The following is an 18,658-nucleotide window of genomic DNA, read 5'->3' on the forward strand; positions in this document are numbered from 1 at the left end:
TGATCTCGCGCTCTATGTTCGCGGCTGTCTTCGCAGGTGCACCGTGCGCGCCCGATGCTGCCATGCCTCACGCCGACCACTTTGATCTCCGATATTTTGCGTTCCACAGTCGCAGAAAATGATCCATGCCCAAGCCTCGCTATATTATCGGCCTCAACACCTATGATCACGACGTCAGCGCCTGCCTGCTTCGCGATGGCGAGATCGTCTATGCGATCGAGAAGGAGCGCATCACCCGGGAAAAGCACGCTACCGGCTTTTACCGGGAGGTGATCGATTACTGCCTGGGTGCGGAAGGTATCACGCTCGACGACGTCGAATGGGTGGTCAGCAACTGCTACATCCTCCCGGTGCCGGAAATGGAAGACCGGCTGGTGTATCAGGACATGCCGGGCTTCCTGCCGGACTATGAGCGCGCCGAAGCGACCAAACATCCGCTATATCGATCGCGAACCGGCAAGGTGGTGACGATCTCGCATCATCTGGCGCATGCCTACAGCGCCTTTGCCGTGTGCCCGTTCGACGAAGGGGCCATCATGATCGTCGATGGCGTCGGCAGCTATCGCTCCGACGTCATGGAGTCGTTTCCCGCCGCGGACGCCGGCTCGCCGCTGGCGAGGGAGTCCGAGAGCTATTACAGCTTCAGCGGCAGCAGGCTCGATTGTGTGAAGAAAGTCTGGATGGAGCCCGACCGCGGCTTCCTCAGCGACGAATTCTACAACATGCCGGGCCTCGGCGCGCTGTACAGCCGGGCCTCGACCTATGTGTTCGGCGACTGGAACAAGTGCGGCGAGCTGATGGGGCTGGCGCCCTACGGCCGCCACGACGCGATCGGGCCGTTGATGCAGATCGCCGACAATGTGCTGACGGTGCCGCGCTGGTCACCGGACTACAACCAGCCTTACGTGCCGGACCAGGACGGCAAATGGGAGAACCATCCCTCGATGCGGCACTGGGAGGACCTCGCCTGGCGGGTGCAGGACGACACCGAAAAGGTGCTGCTCGCCCGCGCGCGCTGGTTGCGCGAAACCACCGGTGCGAAAAACCTCTGCATCGCCGGCGGCGTCGCGCTGAACTGCGTCGCCAATGGCCGCATCGCCCGCGAGTCCGGCTTCGACAAGGTCTGGATCCAGCCGGCGGCCGGCGACAATGGCATCGCCATCGGTTGCGCCTATTACGGCCTGCTCGAGCTGCAGCAACAGCCGCGCCGCTTCGTGATGAAGCACTCCTACACCGGAAAAACCTATCCCGACGCCGATGTCGAGGCGGCGACGCGGCGAACGTTGGTGAAGGCGCAGACCCGCGCGGTGCGCAGCGACAATATCTGCCGCGATACCGCGAAACTGCTGACGGATCAGCAGGTGATCGGCTGGTTCCAGGGCGGCTCGGAATTCGGCCCGCGCGCGCTCGGCCATCGCAGTATTCTCGCCGATCCGCGCCGGCCGGAGATGAAGGACACCATCAACAGCCGCGTCAAGCACCGCCAGCCGTTTCGCCCGTTCGCGCCGATCGTGCTGGCCGAACGCGCGCACGAAATTTTCGAGGGCGACGAGGATTCGCCGTTCATGCTGATCGCCAAGCCGGTACGGCCGGAATGGCGCGACAGAATTCCGGCCATCGTCCATGTCGACGGCACCGCGCGGGTGCAGACGGTGACCGAGGACACCAACCCGATACTATATCGGCTGCTGAGGGAGTTCGAAGCGCTGACCGGTGTGCCGGTGCTGCTCAACACCTCGTTCAACGTCAAGGGCGAACCGATCGTCGAGACTCCGCGCGACGCCATCGCGTGCTTTCTGACCACCGGCATCGACCACCTGATCCTGCATGACACGATGGTGTCAAAGACCGCGGCGCATCGCTTCATCGCACCGTTGGTCCGGACCTATATGGATGTCGCCGGCCTGGTGCTATCGAATGTGAAGTAGCGACGTCCCGGCTCAGCCTTCGCTTCGCTCACTTGGCCGGGACGACATGGTGTGATTTTCGAGCGATTACGCCGCACGCACCGATTCCAGGAACTTGCTGACTTCGGCTTTGAGGTGATTGCTCTCGCCCGATAGCGATTGCGCCGCCGCCAGCACCTGCGCCGACGCCGAGCCGGTCTCGCTGGCGCCGCGCTGCACGTCGGTGATGTTCGACGATACCTGCATGGTGCCCTGCGCGGCCAGCTGCACGTTGCGGGAGATTTCCTGCGTGGCGACGCCCTGCTCCTCCACCGCGGAGGCGATGGTCGAGGCAATCTCGGAGATCCTGGCGATGGTGTCGCCGATCTCCTTGATCGCCGTCACGGATTCCCCGGTGGCCGACTGGATGCCGTGGATCTGCGTGCTGATCTCGCCGGTCGCCTTGGCGGTCTGCTCGGCGAGCGCCTTTACTTCCGATGCGACCACCGCGAAACCACGGCCAGCTTCGCCGGCGCGGGCCGCCTCGATGGTGGCGTTGAGCGCCAGCAAATTGGTCTGGGCGGCGATGGTGTTGATCAGTTCGACGACATCGCCGATGCGGGCGGCGGCCTTGGCCAGTTCGCCGACACGGTCATTGGTTTTCTGCGCCTGCTGCACGGCCTCGCCTGCGATGCGCGCCGATTCCTGCACGTGGCGGCTGATTTGATGGACGGAGGACGTCATATGCTCCGAGGCGGACGCCACCGACTGCACGTTGCTGGAAGCCGCCTGCGAAACTTCCGCCACCGTCGCCGTCAACTGCCGCGCGTGCGCCGCCGTCGCCGTCAACGTCCCGGCCGAAGCCTCCAGTTCGGTCGACGCCGACGACACCGTTTGTACGATCTGGCCCACCGCGCTTTCGAAATCATCGGCAAGTCGGCGCATCTCGCGCTTGCGCTGTTCGGAGGCTCGGCCGGCCTGCTCGGCCTGTCGGTTCGCCTCCTGCACCGCGCGCTCCTGTGCCTTGAGCTTGAATTTTTCCACGGCGCCAGCGACGTCGCCGATCTCATCGCCACGGCCGAGGCCGGGCAGCACCGTCTCGAACTTGCCCTCGGCGAGTTCCAGCATCGATGTGCTGAGCGACCGCATCGGCCGGGCGATGGTGAAGACGCAGAACAGGCAAGTCCCGATCAGCAGCAGGACGGTCGCACCGGCGAGAACCGCGGTGGACTGCTCCGACGCTACCGTCCGCGCCACCGCTTCGGCTTGTGTCGCCTGGCTACGCTGCTTGCTGAAGTCGATAATGTCGGTGGCGATGGCCTCGATCTCAGAACTGGTGGGAACCATCTGCTGCGCGCGGATCGTTTCAATCCCCTCGTTAAGTTTGACAATGCGGGCAGCCTTGTCAGCATCCACGATCGCCTGCCCGGCGGTCAGCCCGATCGTCTCGGCCCGCAGCGCCACGATCTGCTGGCGTCCCTTGGCGAGATCGGCGATCAAGCCGGTCAATTTTGAAATTCGCGCCTGGTTTTCCTGCGTTTTTGAGATCTCCGACATCTGGGCCAGGAATTCGACGGCGGTTTTTTGCCGGGCGGCGAAGTACTCATCCGCCTTGGGAAGGTCCGCGGCGACCTTCGCGCCCAGCACATCCCGAACCGCGGTCTGCATACCGCGCGCCGAAGCTTTGATCTCCGCGGCGATCTGCGCCACGGTCATCTGCCGCAAGCCGACCTCGTAAGTGCCGCGAACCGCGGCGGCGCCGATCATCTGGCTGTAGAGCATGAAGCCAGTCAGAGCGATACCAAGTACCGATGAAATTGCAAGCTTGGTTCCGATACGCAGGTTCAGGATGAAGCGAGTCATATTTCCTCAAATGTATGATCAATGGTTCAGAGCGCAGCAGGCTGAATGACGCTTCAGGCCGCGCGTACCGAATCCAGAAAGCGGCCCACCTCGGCCTTGAGGCGCTGGCTGTCCAACGACAGCGATTGCGCCGCTGACAGCACTTGCGTCGAGGCCGAGCCGGTCTCGGAGGCGCCGCGCTGCACCTCACCGATATTCGAACTCACCTGGGTGGTGCCGCGCGCGGCTTGCTGGACGTTGCGGGAGATTTCCTGGGTCGCCGCGCCCTGTTCTTCCACCGCCGAGGCGATGGTCGAGGCAATCTCCGACATCCGACCGATGGTGTCGCCGATCTCGCGAATGGCGCCGACGGACTCATGGGTCGCCGCCTGGATGCCGGAAATCTGCGCCGAAATTTCGCCGGTCGCCTTGGCGGTCTGCTCGGCCAGCGCCTTCACTTCGGAGGCGACGACCGCGAAGCCGCGACCTGCCTCCCCGGCTCGCGCCGCTTCGATCGTCGCATTCAACGCCAGCAGATTGGTCTGCCCGGCGATGGTGTTGATCAGTTCGACCACATCCCCGATCCGCGACGCCGCCTTGGCCAATTCGCCGACGCGGTCGTTGGTCTTGCGCGCCTGGTCCACCGCCTCGTTGGCCATGCGCGACGATTCCTGAACCTGACGGCTGATCTCATTGACCGAGGACGCCATTTCCTCGGTGGCCGATGCCACGGATTGTACGTTGGTGGAGGCTTGTTCCGAGGCGGCGGCGACCGCGAGGGTCTGTTGCTGCGCGCGCGCGGCGGTCGCCGAAAGGGTGTTGGCGGAAGTCTCCAGTTCGGTCGAGGCCAAGGAAACGGTCTCGATGATGTCCCCGATCGCGCCCTCGAAATCGCCGGCAAGCTTGTGCATTTCCGCCTTGCGTTGCCCGGCCGCGCGCTGCTCGCTGAGCACGATCGCATCGGCTTCGGCGTGCGCCTTGCGCTCGGCATTTTCCTGAATCACGGTGATGGTCTTGGCCATGTCGCCAACCTCGTCGCCACGATCCGCGCCGGAAACGACGACCTCGATTTCTCCGGCCGCAATACGCCCCATCGCCGCGTTCAGACGCGTCATCGGCCGCGCCACGCCCAGAAACGCAAACACCACGGAACCGACGATCGACAGCACCACCACCGCCGACAGCGCCAGGCTGATCTGGCTGGCCCGCAGCGACTCATTTGCGGCCAATTCCCGGGCCTCGGCCGCGGACTTTCGTGCCGTGACCAGCGACGCGCTAATCTGCTCGGACCCTTGATTTGCGGCCGGCAAGGCACGGGTTTGAAGCAAGGTGGCGGTGTTCTCCTCGATCTTGATCAGTTCCACCGTCGTCGCGATGAACGCCTTGGCGATCGGCGCGAGTGCCTCGATGGCGCCTCGCACCGCGGGATCTTCGGCAAGCGAACCGCCACGTGCGAGAATGTCGCGGACCCGAACTTCGCCGCCCGCGATCTTGCTCTTCAACTCCGGCTCGCCCGTGGTTGCAAAGCGCCAACTGGCGGCGGAAATCGCATTGAAGATGGCCGTTGCCTCATACACTTCACGCTCGATAGCAGCGCGGCCCGGGTCTTGCGTTATGCCTGGCAGGGCAAGCAGCGCTTCTTGTCCTGCGCTCCAACTGGCGGCCTGCGCATTGCTCACACCAAGCAGTTCGAACTTCCTGCGCCCCAGCCTTGCCAGTTCGTCAACCGCGACGCTGTAATCGGCGACCAGCGATTTGATCTTTTCGAACCGCGCCTTGTTCTCGGCTTCCGGAGCCGCCGCGATCGCGGTATCCAGCGGCTTTTCATATAATGATTTGGCCACCGGAAGCTCGCCGACGCCCTTGTCGATATCGACCTGATTTTTGGCGTAACGAATATCCTTGCTCGCAAGCTGGACCCTGCGAAAGCCGATCGCGGCGGTGAGCGCCTGTTCGGAAACGGTCTGCTGCGCGTCCCGCCGGGCATTGAGGTCAGCCAGCGAGGCTTGGGTCATGCTCTGATTGGCAATCCCGCCAATCGACACGATAACGCCAACAAGTCCAGCCAAGCCAAGCTTGTATCCGATACGATTGATCTTGCTCATGTTACCGCCTGTTGATGAATGGTCAAACCGGACTTCTTGTTTGAACGACAGGGCTCCGGTGCCCCCGTCGTCTTTCGATCGGCACCGCGCCAGATATTGGCTACGCCGACCTTACCGAGTTGAGGAATTTGCCGACCTCCACCTTCAGCCGGTTACTGTCCGACGAAAGCGATCGCGCGGCGGAAAACACCTGCGACGACGCCGAGCCAGTGGCGCTGGCGCCGCGCTGCACGTCGGTGATGTTCGACGAAACCTGCATGGTGCCCTGCGCGGCCAGCTGCACGTTGCGGGAGATTTCCTGCGTGGCGGCGCCCTGCTCCTCCACCGCCGAGGCGATGGTCGAGGCGATCTCCGACATCCGGCCGATGGTGTCGCTGATCTCGCGGATCGCGCCGACAGAATCCTGCGTCGCCGCCTGGATGCCGGAAATCTGCGCCGAAATTTCGCCGGTCGCCTTGGCGGTCTGCTCGGCCAGCGCCTTCACTTCGGAGGCGACCACCGCGAAACCGCGACCGGCCTCGCCGGCCCGCGCCGCCTCGATCGTGGCGTTCAGCGCCAGCAGATTGGTCTGCCCGGCGATGGTATTGATCAGTTCGACGACATCGCCGATCCGCGACGCCGCCTGGGCTAGTTCGCCAACACGGTCGTTGGTTTTGCGCGCCTGATCGACGGCCTGGTTGGCGATCGTGGAAGATTCCTGCACCTGGCGGCTGATCTCGTTCACCGAGGAGGCCATTTCCTCGGTAGCCGAAGCGACCGATTGTACGTTGGTCGAGGCGGCCTCGGAAGCCGTGGCGACCAGCGTGGCCAGCTGCTGCGCACGTTCCGCCGTGGCCGTGAGCGTCCCCGCGGATGCCTCGAGTTCAATGGAAGAGGAGGACACGGTGTCGACGATCTCGCCGATCTTCGCCTCGAAATCCCGGGTGATGCCATCGACGCGACGGCCGCGTTCAATCTTGCTGTCGGCCTCGGCCATCGCGGCTTCATCCGCCACCTTCTTGTCGATCAGCGCCTGCTTGAAAATCTGCAGCGCATCGCCCATCGAACCGATCTCGGTCTTCATGCCCTGATGCGGCACCATCGCGGTCAGATCGCCGGCGCCCAGCGCCTGCATCGGCGTGACGATCGAGGCGATGCCGCGCGAGACGTCGCGGACCAGGTAAATGCCGATGCCGATGCCAAGCACCGCTGCGACTCCGAGCAGGCCGGTCAGCATGACAAATGCCGTGCGGTAATTTTCGGAAGCGATGCGTCCGGCGGCGTCAGCCGCCTTGTTGATGAGTGCGATGTCCATTTCGAGGATTGCATCGGCCGCCTTGCCGATATCATTGACGGTCGTCTGGTTCAGCACCTGGGCATCACGGATGCTTTTATCAATGCTGTTGCGGGACATGACCAGCACCTGCTCCGCGCTCTTCATGTACTCGGCCCACTTGTCGCGCCAGCCATTGTAGATCCCGCGTTCCTCGGCCGAATTGATCAGGCTCTCATACGTTGCGCGCAGGGTCGCCTCCTCGTTGATGGTGGCGATCAACCTCTTTTCCATCGCCTCCTTCTCGGCGGCGGTATCGCCCAGCATGTGGGCCCGTACCGTGGTCCGGTAGGTGATGGTGTTGGCCTTCAGCGCTCCCAGGACCCGGACGCTCGGCAACCAGCGGCTGCTCAGTTCGGTGGCGCTGGCATCGATCATCTGCATTCTGCCGACGGCCAACAGAACCATCCCGGTCATGGCCAGCAATAGAACAGCGATGACGCTCGAGATCTTGGCGCGAATGGAAAGGCTGGCGAACATATCAATCCCTCAATCGGGGTGTCGGGCACGTGGCACGACGAAAATCGGTGTTTGACGGCTAAATCGCCGTGGCGTCATACAGAAATCAACAGTCGAAAACGGATCTCGACATCAACGTCGCGTCCACAGCATGGTGGTATTTGGTTAAGAAGCAGTTCCGCATGTTTAGAGCATCGGCCTTTGCTTGCTCGATGCCCCTTTCTTCCACCATTCGAGGGCGCGCGGCCGGCAAGGCCGACCCGACGCCGGCCACGGAAGCTAGAGCGGGATGGCTTTATAATAATTCGTATCACTGGCCCCGTCATTGCGAGTTCGGTACCGGCCTTTGGCCGATCCTGAGATATGAAAGATAGGGTTCGTGTCCCGGACGCGGTGCGGCATTCTCAGGCGATGCCCTTGCATCGCCGCCATGCCGCTCCGCAGAGCCGGGACCTTATCAGGCAACGACGTTTTTGGCGGTCCCGGCTCTGCGGCGCATGACGCCTCCTGCGGAGGCGCATTGCGCCGCGTCCGGGACAAGTGCCCTTTCTTCCGAGGAGCGCTTGCGACGAAGCAATCCAGTCTTCTTGCTTGTGGCATGCTGGATTGCCGCGTCGCTTCGCCAAGGGGAAAGCCAATGAGCTTTCCCTGACCTCGCAATCACGGGGCAGAAGTTGCGAACCAGATTAAACGCTTCCGGCTCTAAGCCGCCCGTACCGACCGCAGAAATTTTCCGACTTCGGCCTTCAGGCGGCCGCTGTCGGATGACAGCGACTGCGCGGCGGAGAACACCTGCGACGACGCCGAGCCGGTCTCGCTGGCGCCGCGCTGCACGTCGGTGATGTTCGACGAAACCTGCATGGTGCCCTGCGCGGCGAGCTGCACGTTGCGGGAGATTTCCTGCGTGGCGGCGCCCTGCTCCTGCACCGCCGAGGCGATGGTCGAGGCGATCTCCGACATCCGGCCGATCGTGTCGCCGATCTCCCGGATCGCGCCGACAGAATCCTGCGTCGCCGCCTGGATGCCCGAGATTTGCGTCGAGATTTCACCGGTCGCCTTGGCCGTCTGCTCGGCCAGCGCCTTTACTTCCGACGCCACGACCGCGAAGCCTCGGCCGGCCTCGCCGGCGCGGGCCGCCTCGATCGTGGCGTTCAGCGCCAGCAGATTGGTATGCCGGCGATGGTGTTGATCAATTCGACCACGTCGCCGATCCGCGCCGCGGCTTTCGCCAATTCAGCCACACGATCATTGGTCTTGCGCGCCTGATCAACCGCCTGACCAGCGATAATCGAGGATTCCCGCACCTGACGGCTGATCTCGTTCACCGAAGAGGCCATTTCCTCGGTGGCCGAGGCGACCGACTGAACATTGGTCGAGGCGGCCTCGGAAGCCGCGGCGACCATCGTTGTGAGTTGCTGCGCGCGCTCGGCTGTCGCCGTCAGCGTGCCGGCCGATGCCTCCAGCTCGGTCGAGGCGGACGACACGGTATTGACGATATCGCCAATCGTCGCCTCGAAATCACGGGTGATGCCATCGACGCGGCGGCCACGCTCGATCTTGGCACTGGCATCGACCATGGCGGTTTCATCCGCCGCCTTCTTGTCGATCAGCGCCTGCTTGAAGATTTGCAGCGCGTCGCCCATCGCGCCGATTTCGGTCTTGACGCCCTGGTGCGGCACCACCGCGGTGAGATCGCCGGCGCCCAGCGCCTGCATCGGCCGGATGATGGAATTGATCCCGCTCGACACGTCGCGCACAAGATAGACGGCAAGGCCGATGCCCAGCACGGCCGAAAGGCCCAGCAGCGTCGTCAGCATCATCAACGCCGACTCATACTCCGCCGCGGCCGCCGCGCCGGCGGTGTCGGCGCCCTTGTTGTTGAGGTCGATATCCTTGTCGAGCAGACGGTCCGACAACTGACCCATCGGAATAACCTTGGTCTCGTTCAGATCCTGGGCGTCCTGCGGAAACCGGCCGACGCTCTGGTTGGACAATGCCAGAATTTCCAGTGACGCTATCTTGTAGACGTCCCATCGCCGCGCCCATTCGTCGTAAATCGACCGTTCCTCCGGCGACGAAATCAGTTTTTCATAGCGCGTGCGAAAGTTCGTCAAATTGGCGACGAAGGTCGCCAGCCGTCGTTCCGCGTCCGCCTTGGCCTCGGCCTTGGGCGACAACAGGTGACCGCGAATGACGTTGCGGTAGGAAGCAACGCTGCCACGCATCTCCCCCAATATGCGGACGCTCGGTAACCAGCTGGCCTGGATTTCAGCCGCATGCGCATTGATCGCATGCAGGTTGCGAATGGCCAGAAAACCCATGACCGACATCGCGAGCAGCAGGAAAGAAACGACACTGATAATCTTGGTTCGGATCGAAAGGCTGGCAAGCATCATTCAAAAATCCCCCGGTCATGACCGTCGGCGAGTAGCTCAGCTAATTGACTTCTTGATTGTCAGCCCGGGCATCGACACGACCAACCGGCAGAGGGAAGGAGCCGGTACGATGCACCCGCTCCTGTACTAGCCGCCATCTTACGCCGCGCGCACCTGACCAAGGAACCGCCCGAGTTCCACCTTCAGCCGGTTGCTGTCCGACGACAGCGACTGCGCCGCCGACAGCACCTGCGACGAGGCCGAGCCGGTCTCGGAAGCCCCGCGTTGCACGTCGGTGATGTTCGACGACACCTGCAGCGTGCCCTGCGCGGCCTGCTGCACATTGCGGGAAATCTCCTGCGTGGCGGCGCCCTGCTCCTCCACCGCCGAGGCGATGGTCGAGGCGATCTCCGACATCCGCCCGATAGTGTCGCGAATTTCCTTGATGGCGCCGACCGATTCCTGCGTCGCCGTCTGGATGCCGGAAATCTGCGCGCTGATTTCGCCGGTCGCCTTGGCGGTCTGCTCGGCCAGGGCTTTCACTTCCGATGCCACCACCGCGAAGCCGCGGCCGGCCTCGCCGGCGCGCGCCGCCTCGATCGTCGCGTTCAGCGCCAGCAGATTGGTCTGCCCGGCGATGGTGTTGATCAGTTCGACGACGTCGCCGATCCGCGACGCCGCCTTGGCCAGTTCGGCCACGCGATCATTGGTCTTGCGCGCCTGCAACACGGCGTGGTTGGCGATGGTCGAGGATTCCTGCACCTGGCGGCTGATCTCGTTGACCGATGAAGCCATTTCCTCGGTCGCGGACGCCACCGACTGCACATTGGTCGAGGCGGTCTCGGAGGCCGCGGCCACCATGGTCGTCAGTTCCTCCGCGCGCGCGGCGGTGGCGGTCAGCGTGCTGGCGGAAGCTTCGAGCTCGGTGGAGGCCGACGACACCGTATCGACGATTTCGCCCACCGCGTTCTCGAAATCATCGGCCATCTTGACCATCTCGCGCTTGCGCTGTTCAGCGGCGTCGCGCTCCTGGTTCTGCTGGGCCACGGCCTCGGCATGGGCGCGCTCCCGCGCCTTGACCTTGAACTTCTCCACGGCGCCGGCGACGTCGCCGATCTCGTCGCCGCGGCCGAGCCCCGGCAGCACCACGGCGAAATTGCCCTCGGCGAGGTCGTTCATCGCGACACTCAGCTCGCGCATCGGCCGGGCGATGGCGAAGACGGAAAACAGCCAGGTACCGACCAGCATCAGCGCGGTCACGATGGACAGGATCAGCGAGATCTGGTCGACCGATGCGATTTTCGCATCGGCCGCGGCCTTCGCCGCTTCGCCCCTCGTCTTCGCAGTTTCGGTAATCTGATCGGACAGCGTATCGATCTCGGCGCTGACAGGAAGCGTCACTTCGCGGCGAATCCGCGGAATTTCGTCAGCTAGCTGGGTGATCCGGGTCGCGCCCTCGGTGGTCAGTTCGCCGGCATTCCGCTTAGCGATCAGTGAGACGGCTTCCTTGCGCACCGCTTCGATCCGCTCTTTGCCCCGTGTGAATCGGGTAATCGCTGCTTCAAGTTGAGCAGCGCGGTCGCGATTCTCATTAGACTGCGTTCGGCTTGCAACATCAGCGATGAACCGGCGGGCGGATTTTTCATTTTCCGCGTAAGTATCCGAGGCCTTCTGGATGTCAGCGGGGCTCTGCGAAAGAATCATTTCCCGGAGACCAAGTTGCATGCCGCGCGTGAAGGCCTTGGCTTCGGCGCCATCCAAGGCCACGGCCACGCTGCGCGCGGCATTGGCATTGGTCAGGGCCACCTCCGCGCTGCCGTTGATCTGCAAATAGATCATCAGGCCGAGCAACAGGATGCCGATGGCGGATGCGAATCCGAGTTTGGTGCCAATGCGCAGGTTCTGAATCATGGTCATGACGTTCCTCGGAATGGAATTGTCGAAATTCGGGACAGCCGCGATCGCAAGCAGGAGCGGCGGCGCGGCCGGCGCTTGGCGATTGGCGGGTCGTGATGATCGGCGGAGCGTTGTTGTGTCGGCGCTGCCTGCGCCGCATGGTCAATGAATTGAAGAAAACATTATAAAATAGGGCGGTGTGGGGCCGCGAATATCGGAACCGATGCCGGTTTCCTCATTCGACGGCTTAAATCGTTATGAAGAACATAACACCACAGATCTAAAACGGTGGTTAACGGCGGCGTTCCATCATCGCTAAAAAGCAGCCCGGGCGACTGCGATCTACCGAAGTCACTCTGCAGGCACCGGCCGCCATCGCCGCCTCGACAGCCCGATGAGGCGGCACCGCGCCGGACTACGCCGCCCGCACCGAGTGCAGGAACTTGCTGACTTCCTGCTTCAGCCGGTTGCTTTCCGACGACAGCGACTGCGCCGCCGACAGCACCAGCGACGACGCCGAACCGGTCTCGCTGGCACCGCGCTGGACATCGGCGATATTGGACGTGACCTGGGTGGTACCCTGCGCCGCCTGCTGCACGTTGCGGGAAATTTCCCGGGTCGCGGCGCCCTGTTCCTCGACGGCGGAGGCGATGGTCGACGCAATCTCCGACATCCGTCCGATGGTCGCGCCGATTCCCTTGATCGCACCGACAGAGTGCTGCGTCGCGGCCTGAATCCCGCTGATCTGCGCGGAGATCTCGCCGGTTGCCTTCGCGGTCTGTTCGGCCAACGCCTTCACTTCGGAGGCCACCACCGCGAAGCCGCGGCCGGCCTCCCCGGCACGCGCCGCCTCGATCGTGGCGTTCAACGCCAGCAGATTGGTCTGGCCAGCGATGTTGTTGATCAACTCGACAACATCGCCAATCCGTGAAGCGGCCACGGCGAGTTCGGAAACGCGATCATTGGTGTGCTGGGCCTGTTCGACCGCCTCGCCCGCGATACGCGCGGATTCCTGCACTTGACGGCTGATCTCGTTGACCGACGAGGCCATCTCCTCAGTGGCCGAGGCGACCGACTGCACATTGGTCGACGCCACTTCCGAGGCGTCGGCGACCAGATTGGTCAATTGCTGCGAACGCTCCGCCGTCCCGGACAGCTTGCCAGCCGAAACCTCCAATTCGGCCGATGCCGAAAAGACCGCATCAACGATCCTTCCGACCACGCCTTCGAACTGGTCGGCCATCCGGATCATGTCCTGACGGCGCTGCTCGACGCTCAGCGTCTCGGCTTCGATTTGTTCGGTCTTCATCCGCTCGACCTCAAGCCCGTTGGACTTGAACACCGCGAGCGCTGATATGATCTGGCCAATTTCATCGCGGCTGCGGTGCACCGGCAGGTCGGCTGACAAATCACCCGCGGCCAGCCGGTTCATCGTCGCAATACTTGCTTTCAACGGCCGGGCGACGCCGTTACGCGCGGCCAGATAGCTGGCGACGATCGCAAGCGCCATGACCAGCAGGGTGGCAGAGATGATCGTCCACAGCGTCTCCTGCGCCGTTTCCAGGAAGTCGACTTTCTTGAGACCGACATACAGAATGCCGATCACCTGCCCGCTGGCATCGAGGATCGGATCATAGGCCGTCATGTACGGCTCTTCGAGAATTTTCGTCTCGCCACGAAACGACGTCTTGCGGTCGAAGATCGCCGCATAGGCCGCGTTGCGCGCCAGTTGCGTACCGACCGCGCGCGTGCCATCCGGTTTCATCACATTGGTGGTGATCCGGGTATCATTCATGAAGATCGTGCAGGTGCCGCCGACCAGGCTCTTGACCTTGTCGACAATGGCCGTGTCGCCGTTCAGCACTTGTCCGTTCCGCAGCAATTTGCCGTCAGCGATGCTGAAATCCTTGCCTTTGGAACCAAGTACCTCCCATGCCACCCGCAGATTGGTTTCAACCCGCTCGGTGGCGGCCCTGCTGGCACCGCGGTCCAGCACGTACCAGGCAACGCTGGTCACGCAGATGCCCAAAGCGAGGATGCCCGAGATCAAGAGCAGCATGATCCGGGGTACGAGGCCAAAAACGGTGCGCGCGTGGGAAACTTCCGGTTCCGGGGCGAAAGCCATGTGCTGCGATGACAATTAAGATCTCCGTACAGACAGGTGGCGTGCCGCCTGTGGAATCGCAGGAGGACACGTCAGCGCAATAGATTTCGAAGCAAAAAATGATCGATCAGCAGTTATCGGCAGAGCCCCCTCCGCAATCAATCGCGCACGGATACTCGCATCCGTAGTCTCACGCTATACGGTTAAGTACTTGCTTATTTTATGATAGCACGCGGTGATGTGTCGTATTGATCATCGATCAAAAGAAAGGCGTGTCGCCCGGTCACGATCGCCTCATTGAGCGATCGTGATGTCCGTTGGGTCGATATCACGCCGCCCGCACCGATTGCAGGAACCTGCTGACTTCCTGCTTCAGCCGGCTGCTTTCCGACGACAGCGACTGCGCCGCGGAGAGCACCTGCGACGACGCCGAACCGGTCTCGCTGGCACCGCGCTGGACATCGGCAATATTGGACGTCACCTGGGTGGTACCATGCGCCGCCTGCTGCACGTTGCGGGCGATCTCCTGCGTCGCCGTGCCCTGCCCGTCCACCGCGGAAGCCACGCTTGACGCGATCTGCGACATCTGTCCGATCGTATCGCCGATCGCCTTGATCGCGATCACCGATTCATCGGTCGCGCTCTGAATGCTACTGATCTGCATTCCGATCTCGCCGGTGGCACGCGCGGTCTGCTCGGCCAGCGCCTTCACCTCGGACGCCACCACGGCGAAGCCGCGACCGGCATCGCCGGCGCGCGCCGCTTCGATCGTCGCGTTGAGGGCCAGCAGATTGGTTTGTCCCGCGATGGTATTGATCAGTTCGACGACCGCGCCGATCCGGCTCGCCGCCTTCGACAGTTCGGCGACCCGGTCATTGGTAGTCTTCGCCTGGGCCACCGCCGCATTGGCGATGCGTGCCGATTCCTGGACCTGGCGACCGATCTCGGTGATCGAGGTGGACATTTCCTCGGTGGACAACGCCACCGATCGAACATTGGTGGAAGCCTCCTCGGACGCCGCGGCGACCATGGTGGTCAGCCGCTGCGAGCGCTCCGCGGTCGATGTCAGCGTTCCCGCCGAGGCTTCGAGCTCGGTCGAGGCTGACGACACCGTCTCGATGATCTGGCCCACCGCGCCTTCGAAATCATCGGCCAATTTTATCATCTCGCGCCGGCGCTGCGCGGCGGCGGTCTGGTCCTCGGCGATCCTGGCTGCCGCCTCGTCACGCGCCTTCTGCTCCGCCCTGACCTTGAAGGTCTCGACCGCCTGCGCCATGTCGCCGACTTCGTCCCGGCGGCCGAGGCCGGGCAACACCACGCCGAAATCACCATCGGCCAGTCTTTTCATGCCGGCGGTCAGACCCGCGAGCGGACCGATGATGCCCCGCGCGATCAAGAACGCAATCAGCAGCCCGCAAATGGCGGCAACGGCGGCGACCGCCTGTTGGGTCGTGATGGTGCCGGTGATCTTCTCGTCGGTCAGCGCGGCGTTGGTCGTGAACGACCGCTGCGACGACGCCTTGACGGTGTCCATCTTTTCGATGGCGACGATGATGGTCGGCGTCACCGACTTATAGAACAGCTCGTCCATCATCAACAGATTGACCGACGCCTTGTCGAACACGTTCGAATAGCTCTTCAGATTGGCCTTGATCATGCCGAACAACGCCTCGAGGCTTGCCGGCATATCCAGTTTTTCCAGCTCGGCGATCTGCTTCTGTGCGTTGCCGATACTGGTCTTGAACTGCATCAGGCTGCCCTGGTCGCGACTGGCGAGAAATCGCCATTGGGCAACCTGGACCAGCAGCGTTTCCGACTGCAGGCTTGTCGCTCCCTGGGCGAAAACAGTATTGCGCGTGGCAATGACCAGCTTCTGCAGCCCGCTCGTCAGTTTCTCGCTTTCGCCAAGCAAAGCGGCGCGGCCATCGACCATCAATTTGACAGTGTCGCCGAGATCGAGCCGCATGCCTTTCAGGTCCGAGACGCTCTTGTCGATCTCGCGGTACACCGCGCGACGATCTTCCTGCCGCACCAATCTGATGGCGACTTCCAGCAGGCTGCCAACATTGTCCAGCAGCCTTCCGGACTCCTGATAGGAGGCCTGGTCCTGGTCAAAGATGAATCGCAGCATCGCCCGGCGCATCGATTGCAGCTCGGCGGCAATCTCGACCGATCGCAGGGTGTTGGCCGAGCCGACATTCATCGATCGAACCTGACCGCTGATATCGCTGAGTTGCCACACTGAAAATCCCGCCATGGCGGCGCCGAACATTACCAGCGCGCCAAAGCCCGCATAGAGACGACCACGAATTCGGAGACGAAACAGCGACATGCGATTTTCCTTGATCAGCGCGACGGTCCGGATGCAACAGAAGAGCCGAGACGGGACGAAGAACGACGGTGTATAATTACCATCGAAACTCTAACCTGCCCGTTAACGTGGTAGGCGGCCTGCCAGAGCGGGATGACCTCAAGATGAATCGGTGTCCCATCCCCCGTCATTGCGAGGTCAGTGATTTGGACTAAACTAAAGTCATCCCGCTCTGGTATCAGAATGAAGCATCGCCAGATCAGCCCCGATGGATCGGCGCGCCACGGTGTCCATGCGGATCACCGCGGTCCGCGAGGCCGCGATAGACCTTCCCGCTAGGCCGCGCGCACTGAGTCCAGGAACCTGCCGACTTCGGTCTTCAGCCGAAGGCTTTCACCGGACAGCGACTGCGCCGCCGACAGCACCTGGGACGACGCGGATCCGGTTTCCCCGGCACCGCGCTGGACATCGACGATGTTGCTGCTGACCTGGGTGGTACCGCTCGAGGCCTGCTGGACGTTGCGGGAAATCTCTCTCGTCGCCGCGCCCTGCTCCTCGACCGCCGAGGCGATAGTGGAGGCGATTTCCGACATCCGGCCGATCGTATCGCCGATCTCCTTGATCGCTCCGACGGATTCCCGCGTCGCGGCCTGAATGCCATGGATGTGCTGGCTGATATCGCCGGTGGCTTTGGCTGTCTGCTCGGCCAGTGCCTTGACCTCCGAGGCGACCACGGCGAAGCCGCGCCCGGCATCGCCGGCGCGCGCCGCCTCGATCGTGGCGTTCAGCGCCAGCAGGTTGGTCTGGCCGGCGATGGTGTTGATCAGTTCGACGACATCGCCGATCCGCGCCGCGGCCCTGGCCAGTTCACCGACGCGATCATTGGTCTTGCGAACCTGATCGACGGCGGCGCTGGCGATGGTCGAGGATTCCTGAACCTGGCGGCTGATCTCGTCGACCGACGACGCCATTTCCTCGGTCGCGGATGCGACCGATCGCACATTGGTGGCGGCCTCGTCCGAGGCCGCGGCCACCATGATGGTGAGTTGCTGGGTTCGCTCCGCGGTCGCCGTCAGCGTCCCCGCGGATGCTTCGAGCTGCGTCGAGGCGGACGATACCGTCTGAACGATGTTGCCGACGGCATTCTCGAAATCATCGGCCAGCTTGACCATGTCGCGCTTGCGCGATGCCGCGGCCAGCTGGTCGCGACTGACCGACGCGGCGGCTTCATCGCGCGCTTTCTGCTCGGCGTTCTCGCGGATCACGGAAACCGTCTTGGCAATGTCGCCGATTTCATCGCCGCGCCCGGCGCCGGGGATTTCGAGGTCGAGGTCGCCCGCCGCCATCTTCGCCATCGCGCCGTTCAGCCGCGTCATGGGACGGGCGACGCCGAGGAAGGAAAACAACATGGTGCCGATCAGAACCGCGACGACGGCCAGTCCCAGTGCCCGATTGACCAGGCCCGACCGCGCCAATTCGTCGGCCGCCCCGGCGCGTGCTTCCACGGTCGATTTCTGCGCCGCGGCCACGGCGGCGGCGATCAGCGACGACGCGGCCTCGCCGGCGGGAGCAGCCTTGGTATCGGTGATGCTGGTTTTCAGGTCATTGATGTTGATGGCTTCGCTGGTGGCCGACATGAAGCGCTTCATATCCGTGCCCAGCTGCGTCAGGCCGGCCTGTACCATTTCGTTCTCGTCGACGACGCTGGCGCGTGCCAACGCATTGGTCAGCGCGCTGCCGTATTTGGTGATCAGTGCTTTCTGCGGAGCCTCGTTCATCGCGGCATAGCGCCAGGCCGCGGCACGCACCGCGTTGATGGCGATGTCGGCGTTCCGGAGCTGGACGTTCACTTCGGCCCAGCTCGCCGTTTCGACAATGGCCGTGGTCGCCCGCATCTGTTCGAGATGGCGATCCCAGTCGAGGGCGGCGACATTCCGTGTCCGGTACAGTTCGAGCAGCTTCTTCTGCAGGCCGACAATTTCAGCGGCGCTCGCGACATATTCGCCGGCCATCGCCTTGATCCTTGCGAACCGCTCCTTGTTGGCCGGCTGTACCAGCAGGGCTATCGTCGCATCCAGACTCTGGTCCTGAGCCGCCTTGGCGGCCTGGATATCAGCATTGCCCTTGTCTACCTGCGAGGTGGTGATAGCCGTTCGCACGCTGCGCGTGGCAAATCGCATATTGCCGAGCTCGAACTCCACCATCCGCGCGCTATCGGCGATTTTCTGCTGCACCTCGGCATGACGGTTGGCCTCGTTGATTGAACCTTCCGTCCGCATCTCGTTTATAACAAGTCCACCCGCAAGCAGGATGCCTACGACACCGGCCAGCCCCAACTTGTTTCCGACGCGGTTGAACGTGATCATCT

8 protein-coding genes and 1 pseudogene are annotated in these 18,658 nt (G+C 63.1%); 1 reads left to right on the top strand and 8 read right to left on the bottom strand.

From position 1 onward, the window contains the following. Positions 1-125 precede the first annotated feature (125 nt). Complete coding sequence (locus Q0S16_RS24050; protein WP_295854290.1) at positions 126-1,928, top strand: carbamoyltransferase C-terminal domain-containing protein; 1,803 nt, start codon at positions 126-128, stop codon at positions 1,926-1,928. A 66-nt stretch (positions 1,929-1,994) separates the two neighbouring features. Here the strand turns inward: Q0S16_RS24050 and Q0S16_RS24055 are convergent, their stop codons facing one another. The 8 genes and pseudogenes from Q0S16_RS24055 to Q0S16_RS24090 form a co-directional block, all read right to left on the bottom strand. After that, positions 1,995-3,749, bottom strand: a complete 1,755-nt coding sequence (locus tag Q0S16_RS24055) for a HAMP domain-containing methyl-accepting chemotaxis protein (RefSeq protein ID WP_295854293.1) — start codon at positions 3,747-3,749, stop codon at positions 1,995-1,997. A 53-nt stretch (positions 3,750-3,802) separates the two neighbouring features. Next, positions 3,803-5,833, bottom strand: coding sequence for a methyl-accepting chemotaxis protein (locus Q0S16_RS24060; protein ID WP_295854296.1), 2,031 nt, complete (start codon positions 5,831-5,833; stop codon positions 3,803-3,805). 100 nt (positions 5,834-5,933) lie between these two features. After that, positions 5,934-7,625: a methyl-accepting chemotaxis protein gene (locus Q0S16_RS24065; RefSeq protein WP_295854299.1), complete on the bottom strand. Its 1,692-nt coding sequence runs from the start codon at positions 7,623-7,625 to the stop codon at positions 5,934-5,936. Positions 7,626-8,306: 681 nt separating this feature from the next. Then, positions 8,307-9,997 (bottom strand): annotated as a pseudogene (locus Q0S16_RS24070) (methyl-accepting chemotaxis protein). 141 nt (positions 9,998-10,138) lie between these two features. After that, a complete protein-coding gene (locus tag Q0S16_RS24075) occupies positions 10,139-11,896 on the bottom strand; it encodes a methyl-accepting chemotaxis protein (RefSeq protein WP_295854302.1) in 1,758 nt (585 codons plus the stop codon). A 394-nt stretch (positions 11,897-12,290) separates the two neighbouring features. Beyond that, positions 12,291-14,015 (bottom strand): cache domain-containing protein, encoded by a 1,725-nt coding sequence (locus Q0S16_RS24080; protein ID WP_295854304.1) that lies wholly within the window; start codon positions 14,013-14,015, stop codon positions 12,291-12,293. A 292-nt stretch (positions 14,016-14,307) separates the two neighbouring features. Further along, entirely contained in the window at positions 14,308-16,311 is a 2,004-nt protein-coding gene (locus Q0S16_RS24085; protein WP_295854307.1) for a HAMP domain-containing methyl-accepting chemotaxis protein, read from the bottom strand. A 314-nt stretch (positions 16,312-16,625) separates the two neighbouring features. Next, positions 16,626-18,656 (bottom strand): HAMP domain-containing methyl-accepting chemotaxis protein, encoded by a 2,031-nt coding sequence (locus tag Q0S16_RS24090; RefSeq protein WP_295854310.1) that lies wholly within the window; start codon positions 18,654-18,656, stop codon positions 16,626-16,628. Between the last annotated feature and the right edge of the window lie 2 nt (positions 18,657-18,658).

Source organism: Tardiphaga sp., assembly GCF_025356345.1.
GTDB lineage: Bacteria > Pseudomonadota > Alphaproteobacteria > Rhizobiales > Xanthobacteraceae > Tardiphaga.

Bases quoted from the DNA above. Each gene is read 5' to 3' on its own strand.
- Q0S16_RS24090 (WP_295854310.1), bottom strand. From the start codon at position 18,656: ATGATCACGTTCAACCGCGTCGGAAACAAGTTGGGGCTGGCCGGTGTC.
- Q0S16_RS24060 (WP_295854296.1), bottom strand. From the start codon at position 5,833: ATGAGCAAGATCAATCGTATCGGATACAAGCTTGGCTTGGCTGGACTT.
- Q0S16_RS24055 (WP_295854293.1), bottom strand. From the start codon at position 3,749: ATGACTCGCTTCATCCTGAACCTGCGTATCGGAACCAAGCTTGCAATT.
- Q0S16_RS24050 (WP_295854290.1), top strand. From the start codon at position 126: ATGCCCAAGCCTCGCTATATTATCGGCCTCAACACCTATGATCACGAC.
- Q0S16_RS24065 (WP_295854299.1), bottom strand. From the start codon at position 7,625: ATGTTCGCCAGCCTTTCCATTCGCGCCAAGATCTCGAGCGTCATCGCT.
- Q0S16_RS24075 (WP_295854302.1), bottom strand. From the start codon at position 11,896: ATGACCATGATTCAGAACCTGCGCATTGGCACCAAACTCGGATTCGCA.
- Q0S16_RS24085 (WP_295854307.1), bottom strand. From the start codon at position 16,311: ATGTCGCTGTTTCGTCTCCGAATTCGTGGTCGTCTCTATGCGGGCTTT.